The organism is Pseudoalteromonas aliena SW19 (assembly GCF_014905615.1).
GTDB classification, from domain to species: domain Bacteria; phylum Pseudomonadota; class Gammaproteobacteria; order Enterobacterales; family Alteromonadaceae; genus Pseudoalteromonas; species Pseudoalteromonas aliena.
In genome coordinates this window covers 571,443-591,695 of record NZ_AQGU01000029.1, presented here as the reverse complement: position 1 = coordinate 591,695, position 20,253 = coordinate 571,443, and the positions used below count along the sequence as shown (strand labels likewise).

The 20,253-nt window shown below is 38.2% G+C and carries 18 protein-coding genes and 1 pseudogene; 5 read left to right on the top strand and 14 right to left on the bottom strand.

All coding sequences use genetic code 11. From position 1 onward, the window contains the following. Window positions 1–6: 6 nt before the first annotated feature. Together upp and PALI_RS18970 are read right to left on the bottom strand one after the other, a co-directional pair. Entirely contained in the window at window positions 7–636 is a 630-nt protein-coding gene (gene upp / locus PALI_RS18975) for a uracil phosphoribosyltransferase (protein WP_193156612.1), read from the bottom strand. Window positions 637–782: 146 nt separating this feature from the next. Next, on the bottom strand, window positions 783–1,751 hold the full coding sequence (locus PALI_RS18970) for an oxidoreductase family protein (protein WP_193156611.1): 969 nt from the start codon (window positions 1,749–1,751) through the stop codon (window positions 783–785). Window positions 1,752–2,172: 421 nt separating this feature from the next. Between PALI_RS18970 and PALI_RS18965 the strand changes: the two genes are divergently transcribed. After that, entirely contained in the window at window positions 2,173–2,607 is a 435-nt protein-coding gene (locus PALI_RS18965) for an SH2 domain-containing protein (protein WP_193156610.1), read from the top strand. 520 nt (window positions 2,608–3,127) lie between these two features. On the opposite strand, the gene PALI_RS18960 is transcribed toward PALI_RS18965, so the two are convergent. Continuing rightward, on the bottom strand, window positions 3,128–4,102 hold the full coding sequence (locus tag PALI_RS18960; RefSeq protein ID WP_193156609.1) for a transposase: 975 nt from the start codon (window positions 4,100–4,102) through the stop codon (window positions 3,128–3,130). Between the two features lie 212 nt (window positions 4,103–4,314). On the opposite strand from PALI_RS18960, the gene PALI_RS18955 reads away from it, so the two are divergent. Together PALI_RS18955 and PALI_RS18950 are read left to right on the top strand one after the other, a co-directional pair. After that, window positions 4,315–5,280 carry an IS30 family transposase gene (locus PALI_RS18955; protein ID WP_193154360.1) on the top strand — a complete coding sequence of 322 codons (966 nt, stop codon included), beginning with the start codon at window positions 4,315–4,317 and terminating at the stop codon, window positions 5,278–5,280. Window positions 5,281–5,317: 37 nt separating this feature from the next. Beyond that, window positions 5,318–6,166: pseudogene (locus tag PALI_RS18950) on the top strand (IS30 family transposase); the annotation flags it as partial. Between the two features lie 31 nt (window positions 6,167–6,197). Here the strand turns inward: PALI_RS18950 and PALI_RS18945 are convergent. From PALI_RS18945 to PALI_RS18915, 7 genes are all read right to left on the bottom strand, one after another. Further along, window positions 6,198–6,776 carry a hypothetical protein gene (locus PALI_RS18945; RefSeq protein WP_193156607.1) on the bottom strand — a complete coding sequence of 193 codons (579 nt, stop codon included), beginning with the start codon at window positions 6,774–6,776 and terminating at the stop codon, window positions 6,198–6,200. Window positions 6,777–6,912: 136 nt separating this feature from the next. Next, window positions 6,913–7,308: a hypothetical protein gene (locus PALI_RS18940; protein ID WP_193156606.1), complete on the bottom strand. Its 396-nt coding sequence runs from the start codon at window positions 7,306–7,308 to the stop codon at window positions 6,913–6,915. Window positions 7,309–7,434: 126 nt separating this feature from the next. Beyond that, window positions 7,435–8,055, bottom strand: coding sequence for a hypothetical protein (locus PALI_RS18935; RefSeq protein ID WP_193156605.1), 621 nt, complete (start codon window positions 8,053–8,055; stop codon window positions 7,435–7,437). A 117-nt stretch (window positions 8,056–8,172) separates the two neighbouring features. After that, on the bottom strand, window positions 8,173–8,841 hold the full coding sequence (locus PALI_RS18930) for a hypothetical protein (RefSeq protein WP_193156604.1): 669 nt from the start codon (window positions 8,839–8,841) through the stop codon (window positions 8,173–8,175). 105 nt (window positions 8,842–8,946) lie between these two features. Next, complete coding sequence (locus PALI_RS18925; RefSeq protein WP_138585493.1) at window positions 8,947–9,273, bottom strand: hypothetical protein; 327 nt, start codon at window positions 9,271–9,273, stop codon at window positions 8,947–8,949. A 142-nt stretch (window positions 9,274–9,415) separates the two neighbouring features. Further along, window positions 9,416–10,312 (bottom strand): hypothetical protein, encoded by an 897-nt coding sequence (locus PALI_RS18920; protein ID WP_193156603.1) that lies wholly within the window; start codon window positions 10,310–10,312, stop codon window positions 9,416–9,418. 122 nt (window positions 10,313–10,434) lie between these two features. Then, a complete protein-coding gene (locus tag PALI_RS18915) occupies window positions 10,435–11,400 on the bottom strand; it encodes a restriction endonuclease (protein WP_193156602.1) in 966 nt (321 codons plus the stop codon). 372 nt (window positions 11,401–11,772) lie between these two features. Between PALI_RS18915 and PALI_RS18910 the strand changes: the two genes are divergently transcribed. After that, window positions 11,773–11,928, top strand: a complete 156-nt coding sequence (locus PALI_RS18910; protein ID WP_193156601.1) for a hypothetical protein — start codon at window positions 11,773–11,775, stop codon at window positions 11,926–11,928. Window positions 11,929–13,006: 1,078 nt separating this feature from the next. Here PALI_RS18910 and PALI_RS18905 read toward each other — a convergent pair. Both PALI_RS18905 and PALI_RS18900 read right to left on the bottom strand, forming a co-directional pair. Next, on the bottom strand, window positions 13,007–14,131 hold the full coding sequence (locus PALI_RS18905; RefSeq protein ID WP_226894566.1) for an IS91 family transposase: 1,125 nt from the start codon (window positions 14,129–14,131) through the stop codon (window positions 13,007–13,009). A gap of 1 nt (window position 14,132) precedes the next feature. Continuing rightward, the gene (locus PALI_RS18900) at window positions 14,133–14,972 is read right to left on the bottom strand and encodes a tyrosine-type recombinase/integrase (RefSeq protein ID WP_193156600.1); all 840 of its coding nucleotides are present in this window, start codon (window positions 14,970–14,972) and stop codon (window positions 14,133–14,135) included. Between the two features lie 310 nt (window positions 14,973–15,282). Between PALI_RS18900 and PALI_RS18895 the strand changes: the two genes are divergently transcribed. Continuing rightward, complete coding sequence (locus PALI_RS18895; RefSeq protein ID WP_193156599.1) at window positions 15,283–16,245, top strand: integron integrase; 963 nt, start codon at window positions 15,283–15,285, stop codon at window positions 16,243–16,245. Between the two features lie 223 nt (window positions 16,246–16,468). Here the strand turns inward: PALI_RS18895 and PALI_RS18890 are convergent, their stop codons facing one another. Further along, entirely contained in the window at window positions 16,469–18,724 is a 2,256-nt protein-coding gene (locus tag PALI_RS18890) for an acyl-CoA dehydrogenase (RefSeq protein ID WP_193156598.1), read from the bottom strand. Window positions 18,725–19,217: 493 nt separating this feature from the next. Beyond that, complete coding sequence (locus tag PALI_RS18885; protein WP_193156597.1) at window positions 19,218–20,246, bottom strand: zinc-binding dehydrogenase; 1,029 nt, start codon at window positions 20,244–20,246, stop codon at window positions 19,218–19,220. Window positions 20,247–20,253 lie beyond the last annotated feature (7 nt).

The following is a 20,253-nucleotide window of genomic DNA, read 5'->3' as shown; positions in this document are numbered from 1 at the left end:
ACACTCCTAAACTGTACCAAATATTTTATCACCAGCATCACCTAAGCCCGGCACTATATACCCCTTGTCGTTTAAATGGCTGTCTACTGATGCAGTAAATATTTCTACGTCTGGGTGAGCTTCAAGTGTTTTTGCAACGCCCTCTGGTGCCGCTACAAGTATAATTACTTTAATTTCTTTACAGCCTGCTTTTTTAAGCATGTCGATAGTGGCAATCATTGAGCCACCGGTTGCAAGCATTGGGTCAATTACCAAGCTTAAGCGCTGTTCAATATTACCGACTAACTTTTCAAAATAGGGGATTGGCTCTAGTGTTTCTTCATTGCGCTGCAGGCCTACAACACTTACTTTAGCAGCCGGTAATAATTGCATTACACCGTCCATCATACCAAGGCCTGCACGTAAGATTGGCACTACGGTAATTTTTTTACCTTTAATATGTTGTACGTTTAATTTGTTACCGTCCCAACTGGTGATTTCGTTGTCTTCAAGCGGAAGGTTTTTAGTGGCTTCGTAGGTTAATAATGTGCCTACTTCAGAACACAATTCACGAAAGCTTTTAGTGCTAATGCCATGTGCGCGCATTAAACCAAGTTTATGTTGAACAAGAGGATGAGTAATAACGTGAATAGCCATGATAAAAACCTACTAATACAATAATTAGCGGTATTTTATATTAAAAAAGGTCATTTGACCTGTAATTTTAAAGAGATTTTCATACATCGTACCTAAATACACATTATTGCTTGATATTTATGCAAGTAGCTAACACGGACTGTTTATTAAATGTTAGCGGCTAACCAGTTGTTTACCTGCTTGAGCATATAGCTATTTATTTTTTGATGCTCAGGACTCCAGCCAGCTAAAAAACGATAAAAGTCAGCCCAAGCTGCAGGCCACAAAGCGAGCCAGTCGTTAGCTATTTTATCAGCAGCTGCTTTAGGCTGATAAATCGTAATAGCTGTTTTTAAGCTATCAAAATAATATGCAAGATACTCATCAGCGCTCTCGTGTAATTGTGTATCACTTAAGCAACTAGTCATAAAATACATTACATCAACTATTCCAGTGCCCGCACCAACATACTGAAAGTCATACCCGAGTATTTTGCTGGGTTCACTAGTCGCCAATTTAGCAGCAAAGTTAGCGATCTTCGCATCGCCATGGATCAGGGTTTTATACTCACAACGTTGTAGCTGCTCATCTATTTTATGCGCAGCGTTTTTAATATCGGACTTTTTGTTGGCGCTAGTTTTTAGTTTATTAAACTCATCTGGCCGCGTACTTAAATGCCAATAGTTACCTTGCTGCCATAAACCATCAGCGGGTTTATTTAAGTTAAACGCATGAAAGTGCGCTAGCCACTTTAATATGGCTTTTATATGTTCGCTTCTTGCTTGAACAAAGCCATGCTTGGTGAAATTTTTAAATACCAGCGCATACTCATCATCTTTATTAATTGCGCTTATACATTCAATACTTTGCGCATGCGCTGGTAAATGCTGGCTATACAGCTTATAAAAAGTGTATTCAACACTATAGGAATGCTGCTTTCTTTTAAGTGCAAATTCGCTTTGCTTAATCTTAGGATGGTTTATATAACGGGGTATTTTAATAGCCTTAACTACACATGGCTCATCATCTAGCTGGCACTGCACAATACTGCCACACCCACTCCATAGGGAGGTTAGCGTATCGCCAATTTCAATCTGCTTAAAGTAAGGGTGTAATAAAGGAAGGTAAAATGCCATGGTAATATTAAGTAATTAAATTTTTTGTAGTTTAACATTAGTGGGCGTTTTAATAAAACTACGGCATAAAAAAGCCCAATTTGGTTTTATACAACTCTGTATGTAAACAGCATAATATTTCTTTCTTAATGGGTGGCCAAAATCACTATGCCATTACCCCCCGTAGTCAATGAAAACAATTCAACATGAAACTCCGTCAGAAAAATAATTTCTCGTGTAATAACGCGTAATACTTTTTTAATAATTAATGTTTTATATTTCATCTGTATTTTTGAAAATGGCTCTATTTGAGCCTGACACAAAAAATACTGGCTCTTTAACTGCCAAATAGTGTGTTAAAAGACCATGAAATGATAATGAGGTAGTGTGGATAAAGACCATTGCCTTTAACACAGAAACAACATAAAAAGGTAACAAAAAAATGATAACGGAAAAGAAAGTAGTTCGCATCGAGGAAGATCCAGATATTATATGGGAAGAGTTTACCAGCAAAAATGGAAATCCGTTTCACGTTGGGCATAGAAAATCCGAAACTAAAAAAGGATCCGATTCACTTTCAGCTAAAAAAGACTTTCAAGTGGATGTTAATTGGCCACCATCTAAAGATGACAAGTGGAAAACAACTGATTCAGACTTCCTGAGAACTACAGGGATCACAAGGTATAACGTATATGGGCCAAGAGTTTCGTTTAAGGTGTATAGCTACTACCTAGAATTTACGAACGTAGAGAATTATGACTATTACTTTGTAGATGCTACTGGAGACCAGTACAATGTCAATTGCTTCAGTAGATCTAATCATTATGTGCAATACAACTCAAGTAATCCCACGATTGTCAGAGTAATCGGCTCGTAATAACAGGAACCCACCGATTAAATCGCCCTAAAAATGAAGACTTAATCGGTCGATAGCTACTAGGTAAAACTAGACTAAACGAGACAGCCACTCTAATTAAACAAATAAAACTGTGCTATTAAATTTACTTTTTCAGCTAAAAATTTATCTTTTACTAATGCGTTACTTTCATTTCCCCCCTTAAAATAAGCCATTATCACTCTTAAACCTAAATTACGCGCATGAAAATGACTGCATGATGCAGTTTTAACTTTTTACTGGGGCGTTTAAACTTTATGCGAACTAGACTAAACTAGACGAACTAGACAGCCACTCTTAAATGACTAAACTAGACAGCCACTCTAATTAAACAAATAAAACTGTGCTATTAAATTTACTTTTTCAGCTAAAAATTTATCTTTTACTATTGGGTTACTTTCATTTCACCCTTTAAATAAGCCATTATCACTCTTAAACCTAAATTACGCGTATGAAAAGACTGCATGATGCAGTTTTAACTTTTTACTGGGGCGTTTAAACTTTATGCGAGCAGCTTTTCGCAGTTACTGATATTCGCTCGCCGTTTTCGATTTAAATTTTCGCAATAACTTGCTTGTGAGATAGGCCTGCCTACTGCGCCATGAAATACGCGTGTAAATTGTGTGGTGAGTTTCAACCAGTTTTCTGGGGATATAGTAAGCCTTTCAAGCAAAGGAAAGTTTATATTATCAATATACCCGCGTTTATCCTCTCGTATTATTCGCCCTGTTAGTTCAACAAGTTCAAGGTACGATTTAAGCTCAAACGTTAGCCCTTTTGGCATTATTTGACGTGGCATGCCTGCAAAGCGGAGTAATTGTTTTGGCTGCTTGCCTTCCTTTGCATATGTTAAGCGTTGTTTGATGCTAGTATGCTCTGATTCTTCTGGGGTATTGGCCATCTTGGCTCTGATGGGGTTTAAGTCTACATACGCCATGCAGGCCGCCAGCGCTGCTTCATCTAATAATGCTTGTGAACTAAATCGTCCCTCCCAAAACCTCCCAGTGCAGTTATCTTCTTTATTTGCCCTGCGCGCAATGTCTTCATTTAACAACCGCATAAACCAGCTAATATTTGATAAGCGCTCTCGATATTCCTTTACTGTTTGATTAAAAAAGATAAGTTCAACTTTACTTAGCCTTTCACCCTGTATGTACTTTTGCGTTAACAATGTGCCTTTGCACAGCTTGTGCCAGCGAATAACAATCGCTTTATCATTCAGCCGATTCGCTTTTTTATCATCAACGTACAGGACTAAGTGCGTATGATTGCTCATAACAGCATAAGCACAGACGTCAATACAAAATACCTTAGCTAACTCAAGCAGTTTGTCTTCAACCCAGCCTCTACGATGCTCGTAAGATTGACCCGTAAAATAGTCTTCTCCACATAAAAATGCACGGCGTACGCACCGTGATATACAGTGGTAGTACTTTGTATCAACCAAACTTATTTGACGTTTTCTTGCGATTGCCATAAGACACCCTGCTTTTTTTTTGCACTAAACAAAGCCTAGTACTTAGTTCGCCAAACAGCAAAAATTAGGGTGGGTGTCTAGTTTATTTACTGCTGTTTCCCGAATTCATTATGCAAGTGCACCATTGACCATAACCCACCAATAAATATGACATTCTGAAGTATTTGCTAATGTAGTAAGTGCGACCAAACTCATTATCGAGGGAATTCAGAATGCCTTACGAACATCTTAACAGTTTCGAACGAAAAGCTATCTACTATCGATTCAACAGTGGCGAAAGCTGCCGATCCATTGGTAAACTATTAAATCGACACCATACAACTATCATGCGTGAAGTTAAGCGAAATAAGCCACCCTACTATGATTATTTCGATGAGGCAGCGCACGAAAAAGCGATGGCAAGAAGGAAGGTCGCTAGGCATGCAAGAAAAAGAAACAATAAGGCACTGTACGAGCTTGTGCTGAGTAAGATAGTAATGGGATGGTCTCCAGATGCTATAGCAGGTCGGCTTAAGAAGGATAACCCGTCAGATGAATTAATGCATGTCAGCCATGAAACAATCTATCAATGGGTGATTAAGGATTTTAAAGCAGGTGGAGAGCTATACAAAGACTTAGCGAAGAGGCATAAAAAAAGACGTAAACAACGTAAATATGGCGATTTACGTGGGCAAATTAAGAATAGAGTAAGTATTAGCGAACGACCAAAAATAGTCGAAGACAGAAGCCGAATAGGTGACTGGGAAGGTGATTTAATTGAAGGCAAAAAGGGCTCTGGTTTTTTTGTAACCCATGTTGACCGTAGCTCTCGATATTTAATCGCGCAAAAAATAGAGACTAAGCAAGCTGAGTCATTCAATACGGCTACAGTAGAGATGTTTAAAGAGATTCCAGAGCATAAACAGTTAACTCTGACCTTGGATAATGGAAAAGAATTTTCGAAATTTAAAGCCTTGGAAGAAGAACTAGATTTTATTATTTACTTTGCTGATCCTTATTGTTCGTGGCAACGAGGAACAAATGAACATACAAACGGTCTGATCAGGCGTTATTTCCCAAAGAAAACTGATTTCTCAACTATAACTAATGAACAACTCCAAGAGGTTGTAATGAAAATTAATACTCGCCCAAGGAAAATACTAAATTATCAGACAGCTGAAGAAGTCTTTATTAATTAGTGGTTTAAGGTTTGGTGCACTTGGAACCTGAATTCGGGTTTATCGCGAATTGAATCGCAACTGCTGCTATAAAATAGACGGGGCATATCGCCCAAGTAAGGCGCAGCGGCGAACTGTCGCAAGACGGCGTCAATCAAGGAGGAACACACATTTCTCAGATGAAGATTTCAAGCTTATAAAGAGCTTACTAATTAAAAAATTGTCACCTGAACAAGTAGCAGGCCATATCAAGCGCCACAAGCTTTTAGTTCGACCTATAAGCCATGAAACTATCTATAAATACGTTTGGCGAGATAAGCGACAAGGTGGCTCTTTATGGGAGAATTTACGTCAGTCTTCTAAGATACGCCGAAAGCGCTACAACGCATACGATAGCCGTGGTCGCCTTGCTAATAAACGCCATATTTCTGAACGACCCGCGAGTGTCGAAAGGCGTAAATATAAGGGGCATTGGGAAATAGACACTGTTCATGGTCGAGGGAGTTCAGATTGTATCGTAACTCTTCTTGAGCGAAAAACGGGTTTTGTAATGATTTGGAAATTGCTTAACAAAACCGCTGCACAACTGAATAAAAAAACTAAGATGCTTATAAACCGTTGCCCTGCCGAATTTAAAACAATCACAGCAGATAACGGAACTGAGTTTCATCAGTATTCTAAAATTGAAGAGGCTTCTTCTGTTAAGTTTTATTTTGCTAATCCATATCATTCCTGGGAAAGGGGAAGCAATGAAAATGTTAACGGATTAATTCGTCAGTACTTACCAAAAGGAACGTCGATGCATAAAGTTACTCAGGCCCAATGTAACGCAATAGCGAAGAAGTTAAATGAAAGACCTAGAAAGCGTCACAACTATAAAACACCAGAGGAATTGTTTTATGCTTAATAGCTATGACTGTCGCACTTTAAACTTGATACTAGGCTTTTTTACCACGACCCTCTCCCGTTAAAAACAACAGAAACATTCCAAATGCTGCAACTAGCCAAGGGCCTATAGGGCTTGTAAACAATTTCAGATAGAAAGGCGTTGGAACTTCTACTCTATTAGATGCCGCACTGATTTTAGAATACTGACCACTCTTTAAGTTTTCCGTAGATAGTACATTGCCATTCAAGTCATAAAGGTAAGTACGATCTGTTCTCGACGCATGCACATAAAAATTACGATCTGAGCCCTGCGTCAATTTGAATGGCCCACCACCGCCATTAACGACCCAGCCACGTTGAAATATTAGCTGGTCGTTGTAAATCTGAACACGGCCACTTGGCTCATGCGGAACAATTGTTGTACCCTCATCCAGTATTATAGCGGCGTCTGTTTGACCTACAGGCCATTCAAATGAATTAGGAAGTTTCATAGATAGAAAAGTACCAAAAAAGCCTACTGCGCCGACAATTAAGCAACAGCTAGCAATCATGTTTAGCCCAGCCTTCCATGTGAAGCGTTTTTGAGAAAGTAGAATTCGCAATGCTTGTACTATCCAGACAAGCAACATAACTAAAACTATCAGTGTAATTGGATCTAAAGTCATCATCATAATAGCCTAACGCCTCATTAAGAGGCTAAAAATAGTGGGCTAAAATGGAGCGAAGCGAACAGCCCGCTGTTTTTAGTCCTGCTTTAATGCCTTGTTAGTTTTCGTTTTTAGACCAATAACTTACAGGGATACCATTTGTCTGTTGCCCTTTATAATACACATACAAAGTACCAATCAACATTTTTCCACTAACCTTAGACTTCCAACCTGATACAGCCAATTTAAAACGCTTTGAGCCATCAACTTTGGGAAAAGTAATAATAAAAAGGTCATCAACGACATTTAGTTTTTTAGATTCAAAAACTTCATCAGTTTTCCAATTGTGAGAGTAAAGTACATCACCACTACTTTTGAACTCAACAAACTTTGAAGTTGCGGCTGTTACTTCATTATGAGGTTCCCAGCGACCAATCAAATCCTTTTTAACTAATGTTTCGGCACTTAAATTGAAAGATAATAAAGAAAGTAAAACTAGATAAATACACTTCATGACTATCCCTAGAAAACTAACGCCCGACTCAACGAGCAATTTTTTGTTGGCGGCTTTTGTGCGTGCTTTTGCACAAAAGGTGACATCGAAAAATTGTCCGATGCAGTTGTTTGTTACCTGCGCTATTTACCACAGCTTCCACCATTTTTTGGATGGAGAAGCTATTTTATAGCCTGTAGGCTCTTTATCTTCTTTTTTTCGTATATCCATATATTCTATGCCTTGGGAACTACCGTCATGCCCTGTTATAGATATTTCACCCGAATCAAGCCATCCCAATACTTTTTCAGCCTCTCTCCTAACATCAGGATAAAAACTATCTAGTAGCTTAATCTGCTCTGGAGATTCAAGCTTATCCCAACTTCCACCATTGTAATTAGAAGGTGGGACGGTGATAGCTAAGCCATAACCCAACCCTAGGTTGTCTAAAAAACCATAACCCTTGCAATACAAGTCATAGCATTCCTCTATATATTTGTGTGCATCTACAGAGCGATCAATTATCTTTTGCAGAATACGACGTAAATACCATTCATGGTAATTACCAATATTGACATATCGCTTGAGAATCTTCTCCGCTTCATACAAAGATGAAGGCTGCTTATAAGCTTGTGAAATTAGTTCTAAATACTCATCAGGAGTTAATATTCCCTCTAACTTTCTTTCTTCATAAACCCACTTTTCGAATTTTGAAATTTCGATTTCTCGTGCAATTAACTTAAAAACTGTTAAATCAAAATTATTCAAAATTCACACTCGGGACAGGTAACGCCCGCATAACTGCGTTTTAAAAGATTTGGCTATAATAACGAACGAAGTGAGAGGAGCCAAACTTTTAAAATCCAGTTGATGCGATTGTTAGATTTACTTTGCTCTGTAACCCAGAAAACGATAGTAAAACTCAGGTTCACCATTTATACAATCAATGTTCAAATTATTATTATAAAGATGCTCCTTTGCATTACGAGCAGCATCTTCCACCATGTTTACAAAAATTTCAGGATTTATCCGAGTACTCATTTCACTGGTCAAATTATTGAAATCACCATCCCATTCAACTTCAGGAAATCTTAATAAATCACTCTGCTCTCGGTCGTAAACAAATCTATGATTTGGTTGGTTTGGAAATTCTGCTTTAGCTAATATAGAAGCAGTATGTAAGAATGAGTTTCTCAATGCATATAGAGTCTTGGTTGCTTTATCGTTTTCTTCAAAACCACAAAAATAATATAGCGATTTTTTTATATTGCTGGCATTAACATTTGAATATAGAGGCATATCTTTTCTAGAGTAACAAAACCCTAATTGATCTAATATTGTAAATGCGGCCGTGACTGGTAAAAAACTTTTAGATCGATGTTGAAATTTTGCATGCCTTATTTCATCTATCAATGTAGTTAATGAGGAATCTAAAAGAGCTCCTTTTATTTCATTGTACAAGCCACTATTTAAATGGACATGAGCAAGCTCTTCAATAGTCAGTTGGTTTAACTCTTTGTTTTTTATAGAGCGTACATAATCAATTGCTTGCATGATTCCCCTGTAAATCTAACGCCCTAATAATGGGCAAAAAATTGTTGGCTAAAATGTTGAGGAACGAAAACAGCCAACTGTTTTTTGTCCTTATTAATTAGCTTGTTATGTGTTTTTACTCTGTTCTTGTTTGATGATTTTAAGCAGTAAATCAATTCTGCGGTTTGTCTTTTTACTTTCAGCGGTAACCATGCCTTGAACAAAAGATGAGGCAATGAAAATAACGCACATTATTTGAAATAACTCACTCTCGATTGTAAAGAAACTATTTGCAAGTAGAAGCAAGCCAAATGGCGCAATAATAGAAAGAAAATCTTTAAGCCCCCAATCATTTGAACCAAGCTTATCAAATTCTTCTTTATATTTTTGAAGCTCAGAAATACGTTCTAACTCTATTTTAGCTTCTACCATTTTTACGTCACCATTATCCATTGAAAACACCATACTCCTGAAACACATAACGCCTGCATAACACGTTTGCTACCATGCAGATTAAGCTCAAATTTACCACTTAATGCGGTAAACCAAAAGAAATCTAGAATGCCGAATGTAGCAAATCGTGTTGATGCATTTGTTAAATTTCTTCTACAACACCCTCTGGAATCTGAGTCGATATTTCAGGAAATAATTCTTTTTGTTGATTGGTTCCAATTGTATAAAAAGATAAATCATTATTATTTGAACTAAGCTTGCCAACCAATTTCACCTTAAATGCATAACCTTCATCGAACTTAAATGCCTTAGCAATTTGTACTCCATGTAATTTCAATTTATTACGATCTTGAGGTTTAAAGCAAACATTATAACCACCTTTATTCGCTATTGATGGATAACACCAAGCATCTTGTAATTCTGGAGGTAAATCAAAATAATCTTTGGTTATAGATTCAGAAATCTTATAAAGAAACTCAATACCTTTACCTACATCACGAATGAATTCATGCTTTAGAAAATCTTGAATCATTAGCAGCTTTAACGCTTCTTCTTCCGATAAACCATTTACATTAGGAGAAAAGCCTATGCATGAAACTTTAATTTCTTCTAAAGCTTCATAGACAATTAAAGAGAAATACTCGTTATTTAATACCCTAAGCTCTTCACAAGCTGTATCTGGTGTAGGGGAAACATACAGTAACGACTCATTCACCTTGTTCAATCTGCCTATACCAACAACATGAGCTGGAGGCTCCCAGCAATCACTAATTGTCGACATGGACTTTAAGGGAAAATCATCTATTCCCTCTGGTATTGCTCGAATTCTATAAAACCTAGTACCTTTGGGGTATGAGGCCATATGTGGTTTCAACAAACAACAATCTCCAATTGGAGTAGTAAATGATATTACTTTTAATATTGATTCTTGTATTTCTGTATATTTAAGATTCTTAATATCAAGATCTCTAAATTCAGTGATTTTTTTATGTAACTCTGCCAAGTTCACATATTGTAAATATTCTTTAATAGGGAACACCTTGACCTCCTTAAGAGATTTAACGCCGCAATAAGCGGACTAAAACAGTGGGTTAAAATGTGGAGCGAAGCGAAACGTAACCCACTGTTTTAGTTCCGTTTAATTGCCTTGTTAGATTGCCATTAGCTTATTTCTGCTACAACAAAACTTGCATCTTTTAAATAAATAGGATTCTCATGTGATCCAATAATATCAATTTTTGGAGGGTATTTTTTGCTACCTGGCAACTTATCAAATTCAATCCCAATAAAAACAGAATTAGGAGGTGCGTTAGGAGCAATGCTTAGATCAATACTAACGCGGGAAAAACCTGAGCTACTTTTTATTATTTCCAAGCTGGTATTATCTGTTTTTTCTACGCTTGCAATACTTAATTCAGATTGTTCAGGAGAGTTGAAACTAAATATAGATGGGCACTCGAAGTCAGAATAAACCTTGTCAACACAACCTCGAACAGATAACCCCATTATCGGCTTACCCAGTATTTCAATGTTTCCACCAGAAATATTATTAAACTTAAACCCGTACGGTAAATAGAAGTCAGTGTTTTTTACTAGCTCATACTTAATTTGATTAAATAGAATGTCATAATACTCGGGCTTAGAAAAAATATCCCTTTGTACTTCTTCATGATTTAATCCATTTATACTCTCAAGATAATGACAAACCTCAATATTATAGAACCTATAATATTGGAACTTTATTGTTGTTTTTTTACCCCAGCTTTTAATTGCTTCATCATTAAGTTCGCTAAGATCATAAAGAAATACACCTAGTCTTTTTGCTTTTTTAATCGCTCCGTCAGTAAAACCAGAAGAAGAAACCCCGATCATAGATGATGCTTCTAGGCTAATTTTTCTACCAAATAGTTCTTCAACCCATTTAGTGTTTTGCTTAGCTTTATGGTACCTACATTCAATGTGAATAAATTCGTCATTTATTCTCACCGAAATATCTATTTGCCTAGATTGCTTGGGATTATCAGGATCTGGAATCCTGTCATTCCAAGTCACAATACCGTGGTCTTGCAACAATACGTCATGTATTCTTTTAATTTGTTGTTCAAAATCATCGGATTCAATAGTCATAATTACTCTGCAGTGCAATCTAACGCTTTGCTAATGGGCAAATAATGGTTGGCTATAATGCGCGAAGCGCAGCCAACTGTTATTTGTCCTGTTGAGCAACTTGTTATATGCAACGGTGGTTGTAGCCAAACACTGCACGTAATTAAGTCACCCGTAATATAGAAACCTGACTGTGAACTTTTACGCTACACACGAAAGGTTGAACAAAATTAATAGTGTTGCCACCTTTGAAAAAGGTAAAAGAGGCAATGCTTATTAATGCTGATGCTAACTAGTTTTAGCGGAAAACACTAAACTAGAAAGCACTTTATCTAAAGCTAATTTTTATTAGCATATAACGCTTTGCTAAGGGGCAAATAATGGTTTGCTATAATGCGCGAAGCGCAGCAAACTGTTATTTGTCCGTTTGAGCAACTTGTTATATGCAGCAGTGGTTGTAGCCAAACACTGCACGAACTTAAGTCACCCGTAATAATAAAACCTGACCGTGAACTTTTACGCTACACGCGAAAGATCAAACAAAATTAATAGCGTTGCCACCTTTGAAAAAGGTAAAAGAGGCAATGCTTATTAATGCTGATGCTTTCTAGTTTTAGCGTGAAACTATGAACTAAAAAGCACTTATTCTAAAGCTAATTTTTATTAGCATATAACGCTTTGCTAATGGGCAAATAATGGTTGGCTATAATGCGCGAAGCGCGAGCCAACTGTTATTTGTCCTGTTGAGCAACTTGTTATATGCAACGGTGGTTGTAGCCAAACACTGCACGAATTTAAGTCACCCGTAATAATAAAACCTAACCGTGAACTTTTACGCTACACACGAAAGGTTGAACAAAATTAATAGCGTTGCCACCTTTGAAAAAGGTAAAAGAGGCAATGCTTATTAATGCTGATGCTTTCTAGTTTTAGCGTAAAACACTAAACTAGAAAGCACTTTATCTAAAGCTTATTTTTATTAGCATATAACGCTTTGCTAATGGGCAAATAATGGTTGGCTATAATGCGCGAAGCGCAGCCAACTGTTATTTGTCCTGTTGAGCAACTTGTTATATGCAGCGGTGGTTGAAGCCAAACACTGCATGAACTTAAGTCAACCGTAATAATAAAACCTAACCGTGAACTTTTACGCTACACACGAAAGGTTGAACAAAATTAATAGCGTTGCCACCTTTGAAAAAGGTAAAAGAGGCAATGCTTATTAGTGCTAATGCTAACTAGTTTTAGCGAAAAACTATGCACTAGAAAGCACTTTTTCTAAAGCTAATTCTTTAAAGCATATAACGTCTTAGTATTTATACGTTACGTTGTTTGTATCGTATAAATACCTTGTTGAACGAAGCATACTCCTCACTCAACATTTTTATTGGTATGCTTAATGCTATAGGAATTCTCTTTTTTAGGGAAGTCGTTGATTGCAGTTTTATTGGACACCCTTTTACTACTAGACGGGTTAGTTACTGTTCATTAATTTCATTTCTACGCTTTTTTATAGCGTTTCTGCCTGCTGTTATCTTTTTTGCTTATTTTAGGCAGCACCACATCTAAGCTGATCCTCTGTTACACCAACTTAGTTAACGAGTTATTTTAACGGTTCGACTTACTATTAACCACTATTCATTATGATGCTTCCCGTCGCTAGGCCGTCTATTTTTGCATCCTTTATACAGAGGCTTTTCAGTATCAGCCGCCCTTGCTTACATGATGGACACGGCCAATTAACGCTAACCGGCACTGGTGTCTCTGACTTTCCTTGATTTACAGCCTCATACTTACCTATTTGTGCGCTGATAATATCCCGCTTTTTGGCTCTACACGCACTGGCTAAAAAACCGTAGTGTCGTATTCGCATAAATCCACTTGGGAGCACATGCAGTAAATAGCGCCTGATAAATTCTATGCCCGTTAATGTCATTCGCTTTATTTTGCTGTCTCGGTAGTCTTTATAGCTAAACGTGACACTTTCTTTTGTTACCTGCTTGAGTCGTCCTTCATGCAACATGCCTTTACGTGTGTAGCGCCCAAGGTATTTCAACACCGTTTTCGGCTCGGTCAAATTCACCTTGCTGTGTACGCACCATGATTTTTTCATGAGCAATTCGCTTTGAGGTATCATTAGTTTATGTGCCCTAATGGCTGCTAGCATTTTTGCTCTAAACACGGTTGCTAAGGCTTTTACTGCAAATAAATACGGCTTTTTAACACCGCGCCACTCACCTGACGATGTTAATACGCCACCTGGAATTAAACAGTGCAAATGAATATGTTGAGCAAAGCTTTGCCCCCATGTATGTAACACCGCAGTCATTCCTAACGTGCCTTGTAGCTGTTTTTTACGCTGCGCAAACTGACTGAGTGTTTGCCATACAGCATGAAATAAACAGCTGTAAATCTCACGCGGATATTGCCTTGCTAATCCATTTAGTTCATGAGGGAGTGTAAATACCAGATGAAAATAAGGCGCATTGATAACATCTTTACTTTGTTGTTCACTCCATTGCTCGCTAACATGCCCTTGGCACTGCGGACAGTGTCTATCTCTACATGCGCAGTACACTGTTTTATTATGCTCGCAGCGATCACACTGCCATTGCTGAGCACCTAACTTTACGGTTCGACAGTCCTGTATGTGCTGACACACTCGCTGTTGTTGATAGGTTAATGCATGGATTTCTTTATAGTTACTGAGGTGTTGCGCTAAGACATCTGCAACATGATGCGTCGTTGCCATCTTAGTCCTCCTCCCACGCAGCCATTAAATCATGGCTACTATGTGCCATCTCTGGCAACCAGTGTAAATAACGCTCTGTCGTACGAATACTCGTATGTCCCAACTGCTTTTGTAACTGGTGAAGCGGCATACCGGCTTCAATTTGATGTGTAGCATAAGCGTGACGCAAACTATGCGCTGATACATTTTTTGCAATGTCAGCCCGCACTACCGCACGTTTTAATCCACGACTAAACGTTTTTGCATCTATCGCTTTTTCTTTATCCCAATTAGTACAAAACAGCATACTGCCAAGGGAAAAGCCTGCTATATAAGCGTTTAATCGCCTTACTGCGCTTTTAGGTAATATGACACGACGGTCTTTATTCCCTTTTCCTGCTCTAACCCATAGGCAGTCTTGGCTAAATTCAATATCAACAACCCGTAAATTCAGTAATTCACTTATTCTGAGTCCGCAGCCATAGCAAATACAAAGCATGACTTTTTGTTGTGCAGATACCGTATTTAAAAACAGGCGATGAACCTCATCCCGTGTTAGCAGTATCGGTATTTTGTGTGCTTTTTTAGGCAATACAATATCAATGCTGAATGAGCGCTGTAGTACATATTTATATAAAAAATTAACGGCATTGAGTTTTACTGCAATCGTTGCACGCGACAAGTGCTGTGTTAGGTTTACATACCTAAAATACGCCTCAAGCTCTTCCTTATTAATTAAGTCAGGCGATTTATCGTAGTAATTAGCTAACTGAGCGAGTGCATTTATATAAGATTCTTCGGTACGTGGTGAGTAGCCTCTTAAACGGATCTCGTCTATGACGCGTTGTCTTAATGGGGTCATTGGTTTTCTCCGGTAAATGGGGGAAGTCCCAATGACAAGTGTGGCAATTATGCTGAAGGTTGCTAGCTCCGCGTAGCGGCTTTGTTCAACAATTTTGTCTACGACATTTGTCGTTTTATAAACCGACAAATGTCCATATATTACAGTGCACTTATCTTAACCATCAAATAAACACCTGTAAACAATTAGTTAACTGGAAATTATTTTTAATCAATGCACAAATACACCGAAATGGTGGAGATCAGTAATATTGGACAAAACAACAAGCACTGTCTATATATACAGTTAACTTTTACTAGAGATTCATATCATGAAATCACCTTTTTTAACTATGATAGCCGAACAAATGTATCTAAAGCGTTATGCTAAAAGTACTATTAAAGCGTATTTATACTGGATAGCTTCGTTTATTCGATTTAACTCTATGAGGCACCCAACAACGATGGGAGATAATGAGGTCGAACTTTTTTTAAATTACTTAGTCAATCAACAAAATGTTGCTCCTAACACTCAAACACAAGCCTTAAATGCGTTGAGCTTTTTATTTAAAGAAGTGATTAAAAAGCCACTTTCATTATCATTAAGTTTTATTAAGAGCAAACGAGCAACTAAACTACCGGTAGTTTTAACGCAGCAAGAAATAAATAATTTTTTTAAAGTGTGCTCTGCAAAGCATTATTTACCCTGTGGATTACTTTATGGCAGTGGTATGCGATTAATGGAGGTACTGCGTTTACGGGTACACGATATTGACTTTGACTATAACTGCATTCGAATTTGGGATGGCAAAGGAGGCAAAAATCGTGTTGTAACCCTTGCCGTAGAGCTCACACCGCAATTACGTTCCCAAATACAATTAGTTGATAGTTATCTACAATTAGATCTTAAAAACCCTTTGTATTGCGGTGTGTACATGCCGCATTTGTTACGTAAAAAATATCCAAACCACAATAGACAGCTGGGCTGGCAATATTTATTTTCATCACATAAATTAAGTCTTGATCCCGAGAGTAAACAATTAAGGCGCCATCATATTGATGAAAAGCAATTACAACGCGCTGTTAAAAAAGCCGCTTTTGATGCAAATATTAATAAACACGTTACCCCACATACTTTACGCCACTCTTTCGCTACGCATTTGCTGCAAAGCGGCGCTGATATACGTACAGTACAAATACAATTAGGTCACAGCGACGTGCGTACTACACAAATATATACTCATGTACTACAACAAGGTGCCAACGGGGTTATTAGCCCTTTTTCAAGATTATAAACTCCCCTATTTAAAACAAAAAAGCACAACCCAAAAGATCTATGCTTTTTTAATCAACCTTAAACCAGCTCCCTTTACAAACGAATTCCGCCGTCTACTGCTACTTTAAAAAACACATAAAAAAGCCCCGCTTAATATTACTCAAGCAGGACTCCACACTAATTTTGTATCAATAAAAGCGCCGATGCTCTGGCGCTTTGCATTATTGAATTAATTTTACAGCTTACTGATTAACTACGCTTTTAAGCGGATTAACTGGCTGTGCGTTGTCATCTAGGATGTTCATATCAAAATCGAACTCATCTACACGAATCGCTTTTTCACGTTTGATGTTGTAATCAATTAACTGAACATGTTCAGCTTGCGTGATTACGTTTGCCGCTAGTGCGTTATCAAGCGTAATGTTAAAGCGTGCGCCTGCTTTAATCGTTTTAGCACGCAGTGCTTTTTTAACTTTCGATAATTCAACCAATGATGCCATTTTAGCTTTGTAAGCTTGCTCATTGATATGATGGCCATCGCCCTCAACTGGCTTAACTAAATGCGTGATTTGCGCTTTAAATGCGGTATCAAGCTGTGCTTGCTTAGCTAGTTCGCGAATTAGATCATCACTAATTTTTGGCATTTTAGTTGAGTAGTTCATTGTAATAAAACGAATAAACTTACGAGTGCCACTTGCAGGGAAGTTATCTAAAAACTTATGCAATGCTTCTTCTGCACTTTGCAGAGCAAAACGAGTCGCGTAATGAAAATACGGCGCAGCTTGCTCACGGTCACTACTTGCTACTTTTTGCTCGTAGTATTTAATTGATGCCATAGCTGCGTACAAGAAGCTCATTACATCGCCTAAACGTGCCGATAGCATTTCTGCTTGTTTTAACTTACCGCCAAGTACTAATAACGAAAAGTCAGCGTACACTGCAAGCTTTGCAGATAGTTTATGGACTGCTTTTTCGTAGTCGCGTACTTCTGGCAATTCAGAATTAGCACTTGCTGTAAATGGTAAAACACCTAAGCGGAAAGCACGTAAGCTGTTTGCTGTGCTGTAGCCAATTGTTTTACGTAAAATACCGTTAAATTCTTTATCTGCGCCTTTGTCTTCGCTATGAATTGACTCAACCATAGATTGTAAATATGGGTGACAACGCATAACACCTTGACCAAAAATCATCAGGTTACGAGTAAGAATGTTCGCGCCTTCTACCGTAATGGCAATCGGTTGTGCAACATAACCACTTGCTAAGGTATTTTGTGGACCGTTTTGAATCGCTTTACCTGCTTGAATATCCATTGCTGAATCAAGTACGTCGCGACCAAGCTCTGTCATGTGGTATTTAGCGATTGCGGTTACTACTGATGGTTTTAAGCCCATGCCTAAGCCTTCAGTTGTAAGTACACGCATTGCTTCTTGTAGGTATGTTTTACCTGCAATGTCAGCTAGTTTTTCTTGAATACCTTCAAATTGGCCAATCGCTAAACCAAACTGTTCACGCACTGCTGCGTATTCAGACGCTGATTTAAATGCAACTTGCGCTGTACTCACACCTAGTGCAGGTAATGAAATACCACGGCCAGCACCTAAACAGCTAACCAGCATTTGCCAACCACGACCGATATTTTTCTGTCCACCAATAACAAAGTCCATTGGTACAAATACTTTGTTACCACGTGTAGTACCGTTGTAAAAACGGATACCCATTGGATCATGGCGATTACCAAGCTCTACACCTGGGTGCTCTTTTGGAATAAGTGCACAAGTAATACCTAGGTTTTCTTTACCACCTAGTAAACCATTTGGATCAACTACTTTAAATGCTAAACCAAGTACGGTAGCAATAGGTGCAAGCGTAATGTAGCGCTTGTCCCATGTGATTTCTAAACCAAGCACTTCTTTGCCGTTATATATACCTTTAGTAACAGTACCCACATCTGGAATACCGCCTGCATCAGAACCCGCTTCTGGGCTTGTTAATGCAAAACATGGAATGTCTGTACCATTTGCTAGGCGTGGTAGGTAATGTGCTTGTTGTTCTTGCGTACCAAAATGAAGTAGTAACTCACCTGGGCCTAACGAGTTAGGTACCATTACAGTTACCGCTACCGCTGAGCTTTTAGTAGCAATTGTGCCTACAATAGTAGAGTTTGCATAAGGGCTAAACTCTAAACCACCAAACGATTTAGGAATGATAAGCGAGAAAAAACGCTCTTTTTTCAAAAATTCTAGAATGTCATTTGGTAAATGAATCCCATTTTGAATCACTGAATCGTCAATCATGCCCAATAACTCTTTTACTGGACCGTCTAAGAACGCTTGCTCGTCTGCGCTTAGTTTAGCTGCAGGTACGTCGCGTAATGCGCTGAAATCAGGTTTACCTTGGTAAATAGACCCTTCAAGCCATACATCACCTGCGTCTAGCGCTTCTTGTTCAGTGATAGAAATACTTGGCAATACTTTTTTTAATTTTGTACGTAAACTCATGATTGAACTCATCCGACCAGCTAATAATACCTACATTACGTCATAAAAAACCGTTTAGATCAATTACTCTATCCAATAAATTAACAGTTTTTTCAATTTATTTTCTTTACCTGAACGTAAACTGTTGAAACACAAAGGCTTACAGTTGTACGCTGAAAGTAACTATTTTTATTAAAATGACGAATAAAACAGCTAATAAACCTGAACTCTGGATAATAAATCTATCTCTAGCAGCTATTTTCAGCGCTAACTGCGTTAAATTTACTTGCAATAGGCCAGCTATTGACGCGTAAATTCGCCTTGTTTTCATTGAAAATCTCTGGCTAGAGAAAATAAATTTAAATATCACCATGATTCAATATGTTAGTAAATCTCTTAACCAGAGTTCAGGTTAATAAATAAAAATACGATTTGATAGAATGAAAAGAGCATAAAAAAGACATAAAAAAACGCAACATAATAATGCTGCGTTTTTAAAAAATAGCCCTAGTATTTATGGCGCTACGTGTACAACCTGTTTGCCGGTAAAGCCACCCGCCAATTGCTTATTAAGCGCATCAGACACCGCCTGTGCATTAAACTCAACGGCGGTTAGTGTCGGCGTTTTAATATCGCCATTACACGCACCTTCTAGTAATAAGTTACCCATAAAGCTTAAACGCTGTTGCGCACACAAACTATTAGCAAGCCATGCACCGCCCAGCGATACCACGCTAATGTTAGGCGCCCTACGATACATAAGCTCCTGATCAAAACAGGGTAATGGGTTTAAACATGCAATTTTGCCACAAAAACGCATTAGCTCAATATTTCGAGCTGTTGACTCTCCACCAATGGTATCGATTACTGCGTCAAAACCTTGTGGGCCGAGCTCTCTGCGAATTTTTTCACACAACTTTTTATCGTTGTAATCAAAAACCATGTCTGCACCAAGCTGCTTAACCAATTTATGGTTTCGCTTTGATGCGGTTGCAAATACGTCCGCTCCGCGCTGCTTAGCATACTGAATAGCAAATTGCCCTACGGCCCCGGCTCCTCCTTCAATAAGTATAGTATCGCCTTCGCTAATACTTAGCTTATCTAAGCTAATGAGTGCAGCCATACCAGCACACGGTAAAATAGCAGCCACTGCTGGGTTTAATCCTGCAGGCAAAACCGACACCGCATAATTAGGCACTTTTGTGTATTCACTGAGCACACCTTGATCGCCAACACTCGCGTGCCACATTACCCGCTCGCCTACATTGGGGAAAATACCTTTGCTGGCTTTTACTACCACCCCTACAGCATCAAGCCCTAAAATATGAGGATATTGCCATTTACAAAAACCCGATTTAGCAAACTGCCCATCAACGGGGTTTAAGCCAACGTACTCTACTTTTATAAGTAATTCGTTATCTGCACACTCAGGTACAGGTAACTCAACGTCAGCTAAATTGATTTGCTCATTAGGCTCTGGCAATACAATGGCACGCATAGTAAGCGGTACGGTGTATTCATGTAAAACATCAGTACTGGGCATCAATATA

Bases quoted from the DNA above. Each gene is read 5' to 3' on its own strand.
- PALI_RS18915 (WP_193156602.1), bottom strand. From the start codon at position 11,400: ATGACTATTGAATCCGATGATTTTGAACAACAAATTAAAAGAATACAT.
- PALI_RS18910 (WP_193156601.1), top strand. From the start codon at position 11,773: ATGCGCGAAGCGCAGCAAACTGTTATTTGTCCGTTTGAGCAACTTGTT.
- PALI_RS18885 (WP_193156597.1), bottom strand. From the start codon at position 20,246: ATGCCCAGTACTGATGTTTTACATGAATACACCGTACCGCTTACTATG.
- PALI_RS18900 (WP_193156600.1), bottom strand. From the start codon at position 14,972: ATGACCCCATTAAGACAACGCGTCATAGACGAGATCCGTTTAAGAGGC.
- PALI_RS18970 (WP_193156611.1), bottom strand. From the start codon at position 1,751: ATGGCATTTTACCTTCCTTTATTACACCCTTACTTTAAGCAGATTGAA.
- PALI_RS18945 (WP_193156607.1), bottom strand. From the start codon at position 6,776: ATGTTGCTTGTCTGGATAGTACAAGCATTGCGAATTCTACTTTCTCAA.
- upp (WP_193156612.1), bottom strand. From the start codon at position 636: ATGGCTATTCACGTTATTACTCATCCTCTTGTTCAACATAAACTTGGT.
- PALI_RS18925 (WP_138585493.1), bottom strand. From the start codon at position 9,273: ATGGATAATGGTGACGTAAAAATGGTAGAAGCTAAAATAGAGTTAGAA.
- PALI_RS18905 (WP_226894566.1), bottom strand. From the start codon at position 14,131: ATGGCAACGACGCATCATGTTGCAGATGTCTTAGCGCAACACCTCAGT.
- PALI_RS18960 (WP_193156609.1), bottom strand. From the start codon at position 4,102: ATGGCAATCGCAAGAAAACGTCAAATAAGTTTGGTTGATACAAAGTAC.
- PALI_RS18965 (WP_193156610.1), top strand. From the start codon at position 2,173: ATGATAACGGAAAAGAAAGTAGTTCGCATCGAGGAAGATCCAGATATT.
- PALI_RS18890 (WP_193156598.1), bottom strand. From the start codon at position 18,724: ATGAGTTTACGTACAAAATTAAAAAAAGTATTGCCAAGTATTTCTATC.
- PALI_RS18940 (WP_193156606.1), bottom strand. From the start codon at position 7,308: ATGAAGTGTATTTATCTAGTTTTACTTTCTTTATTATCTTTCAATTTA.
- PALI_RS18895 (WP_193156599.1), top strand. From the start codon at position 15,283: ATGAAATCACCTTTTTTAACTATGATAGCCGAACAAATGTATCTAAAG.
- PALI_RS18930 (WP_193156604.1), bottom strand. From the start codon at position 8,841: ATGCAAGCAATTGATTATGTACGCTCTATAAAAAACAAAGAGTTAAAC.
- PALI_RS18955 (WP_193154360.1), top strand. From the start codon at position 4,315: ATGCCTTACGAACATCTTAACAGTTTCGAACGAAAAGCTATCTACTAT.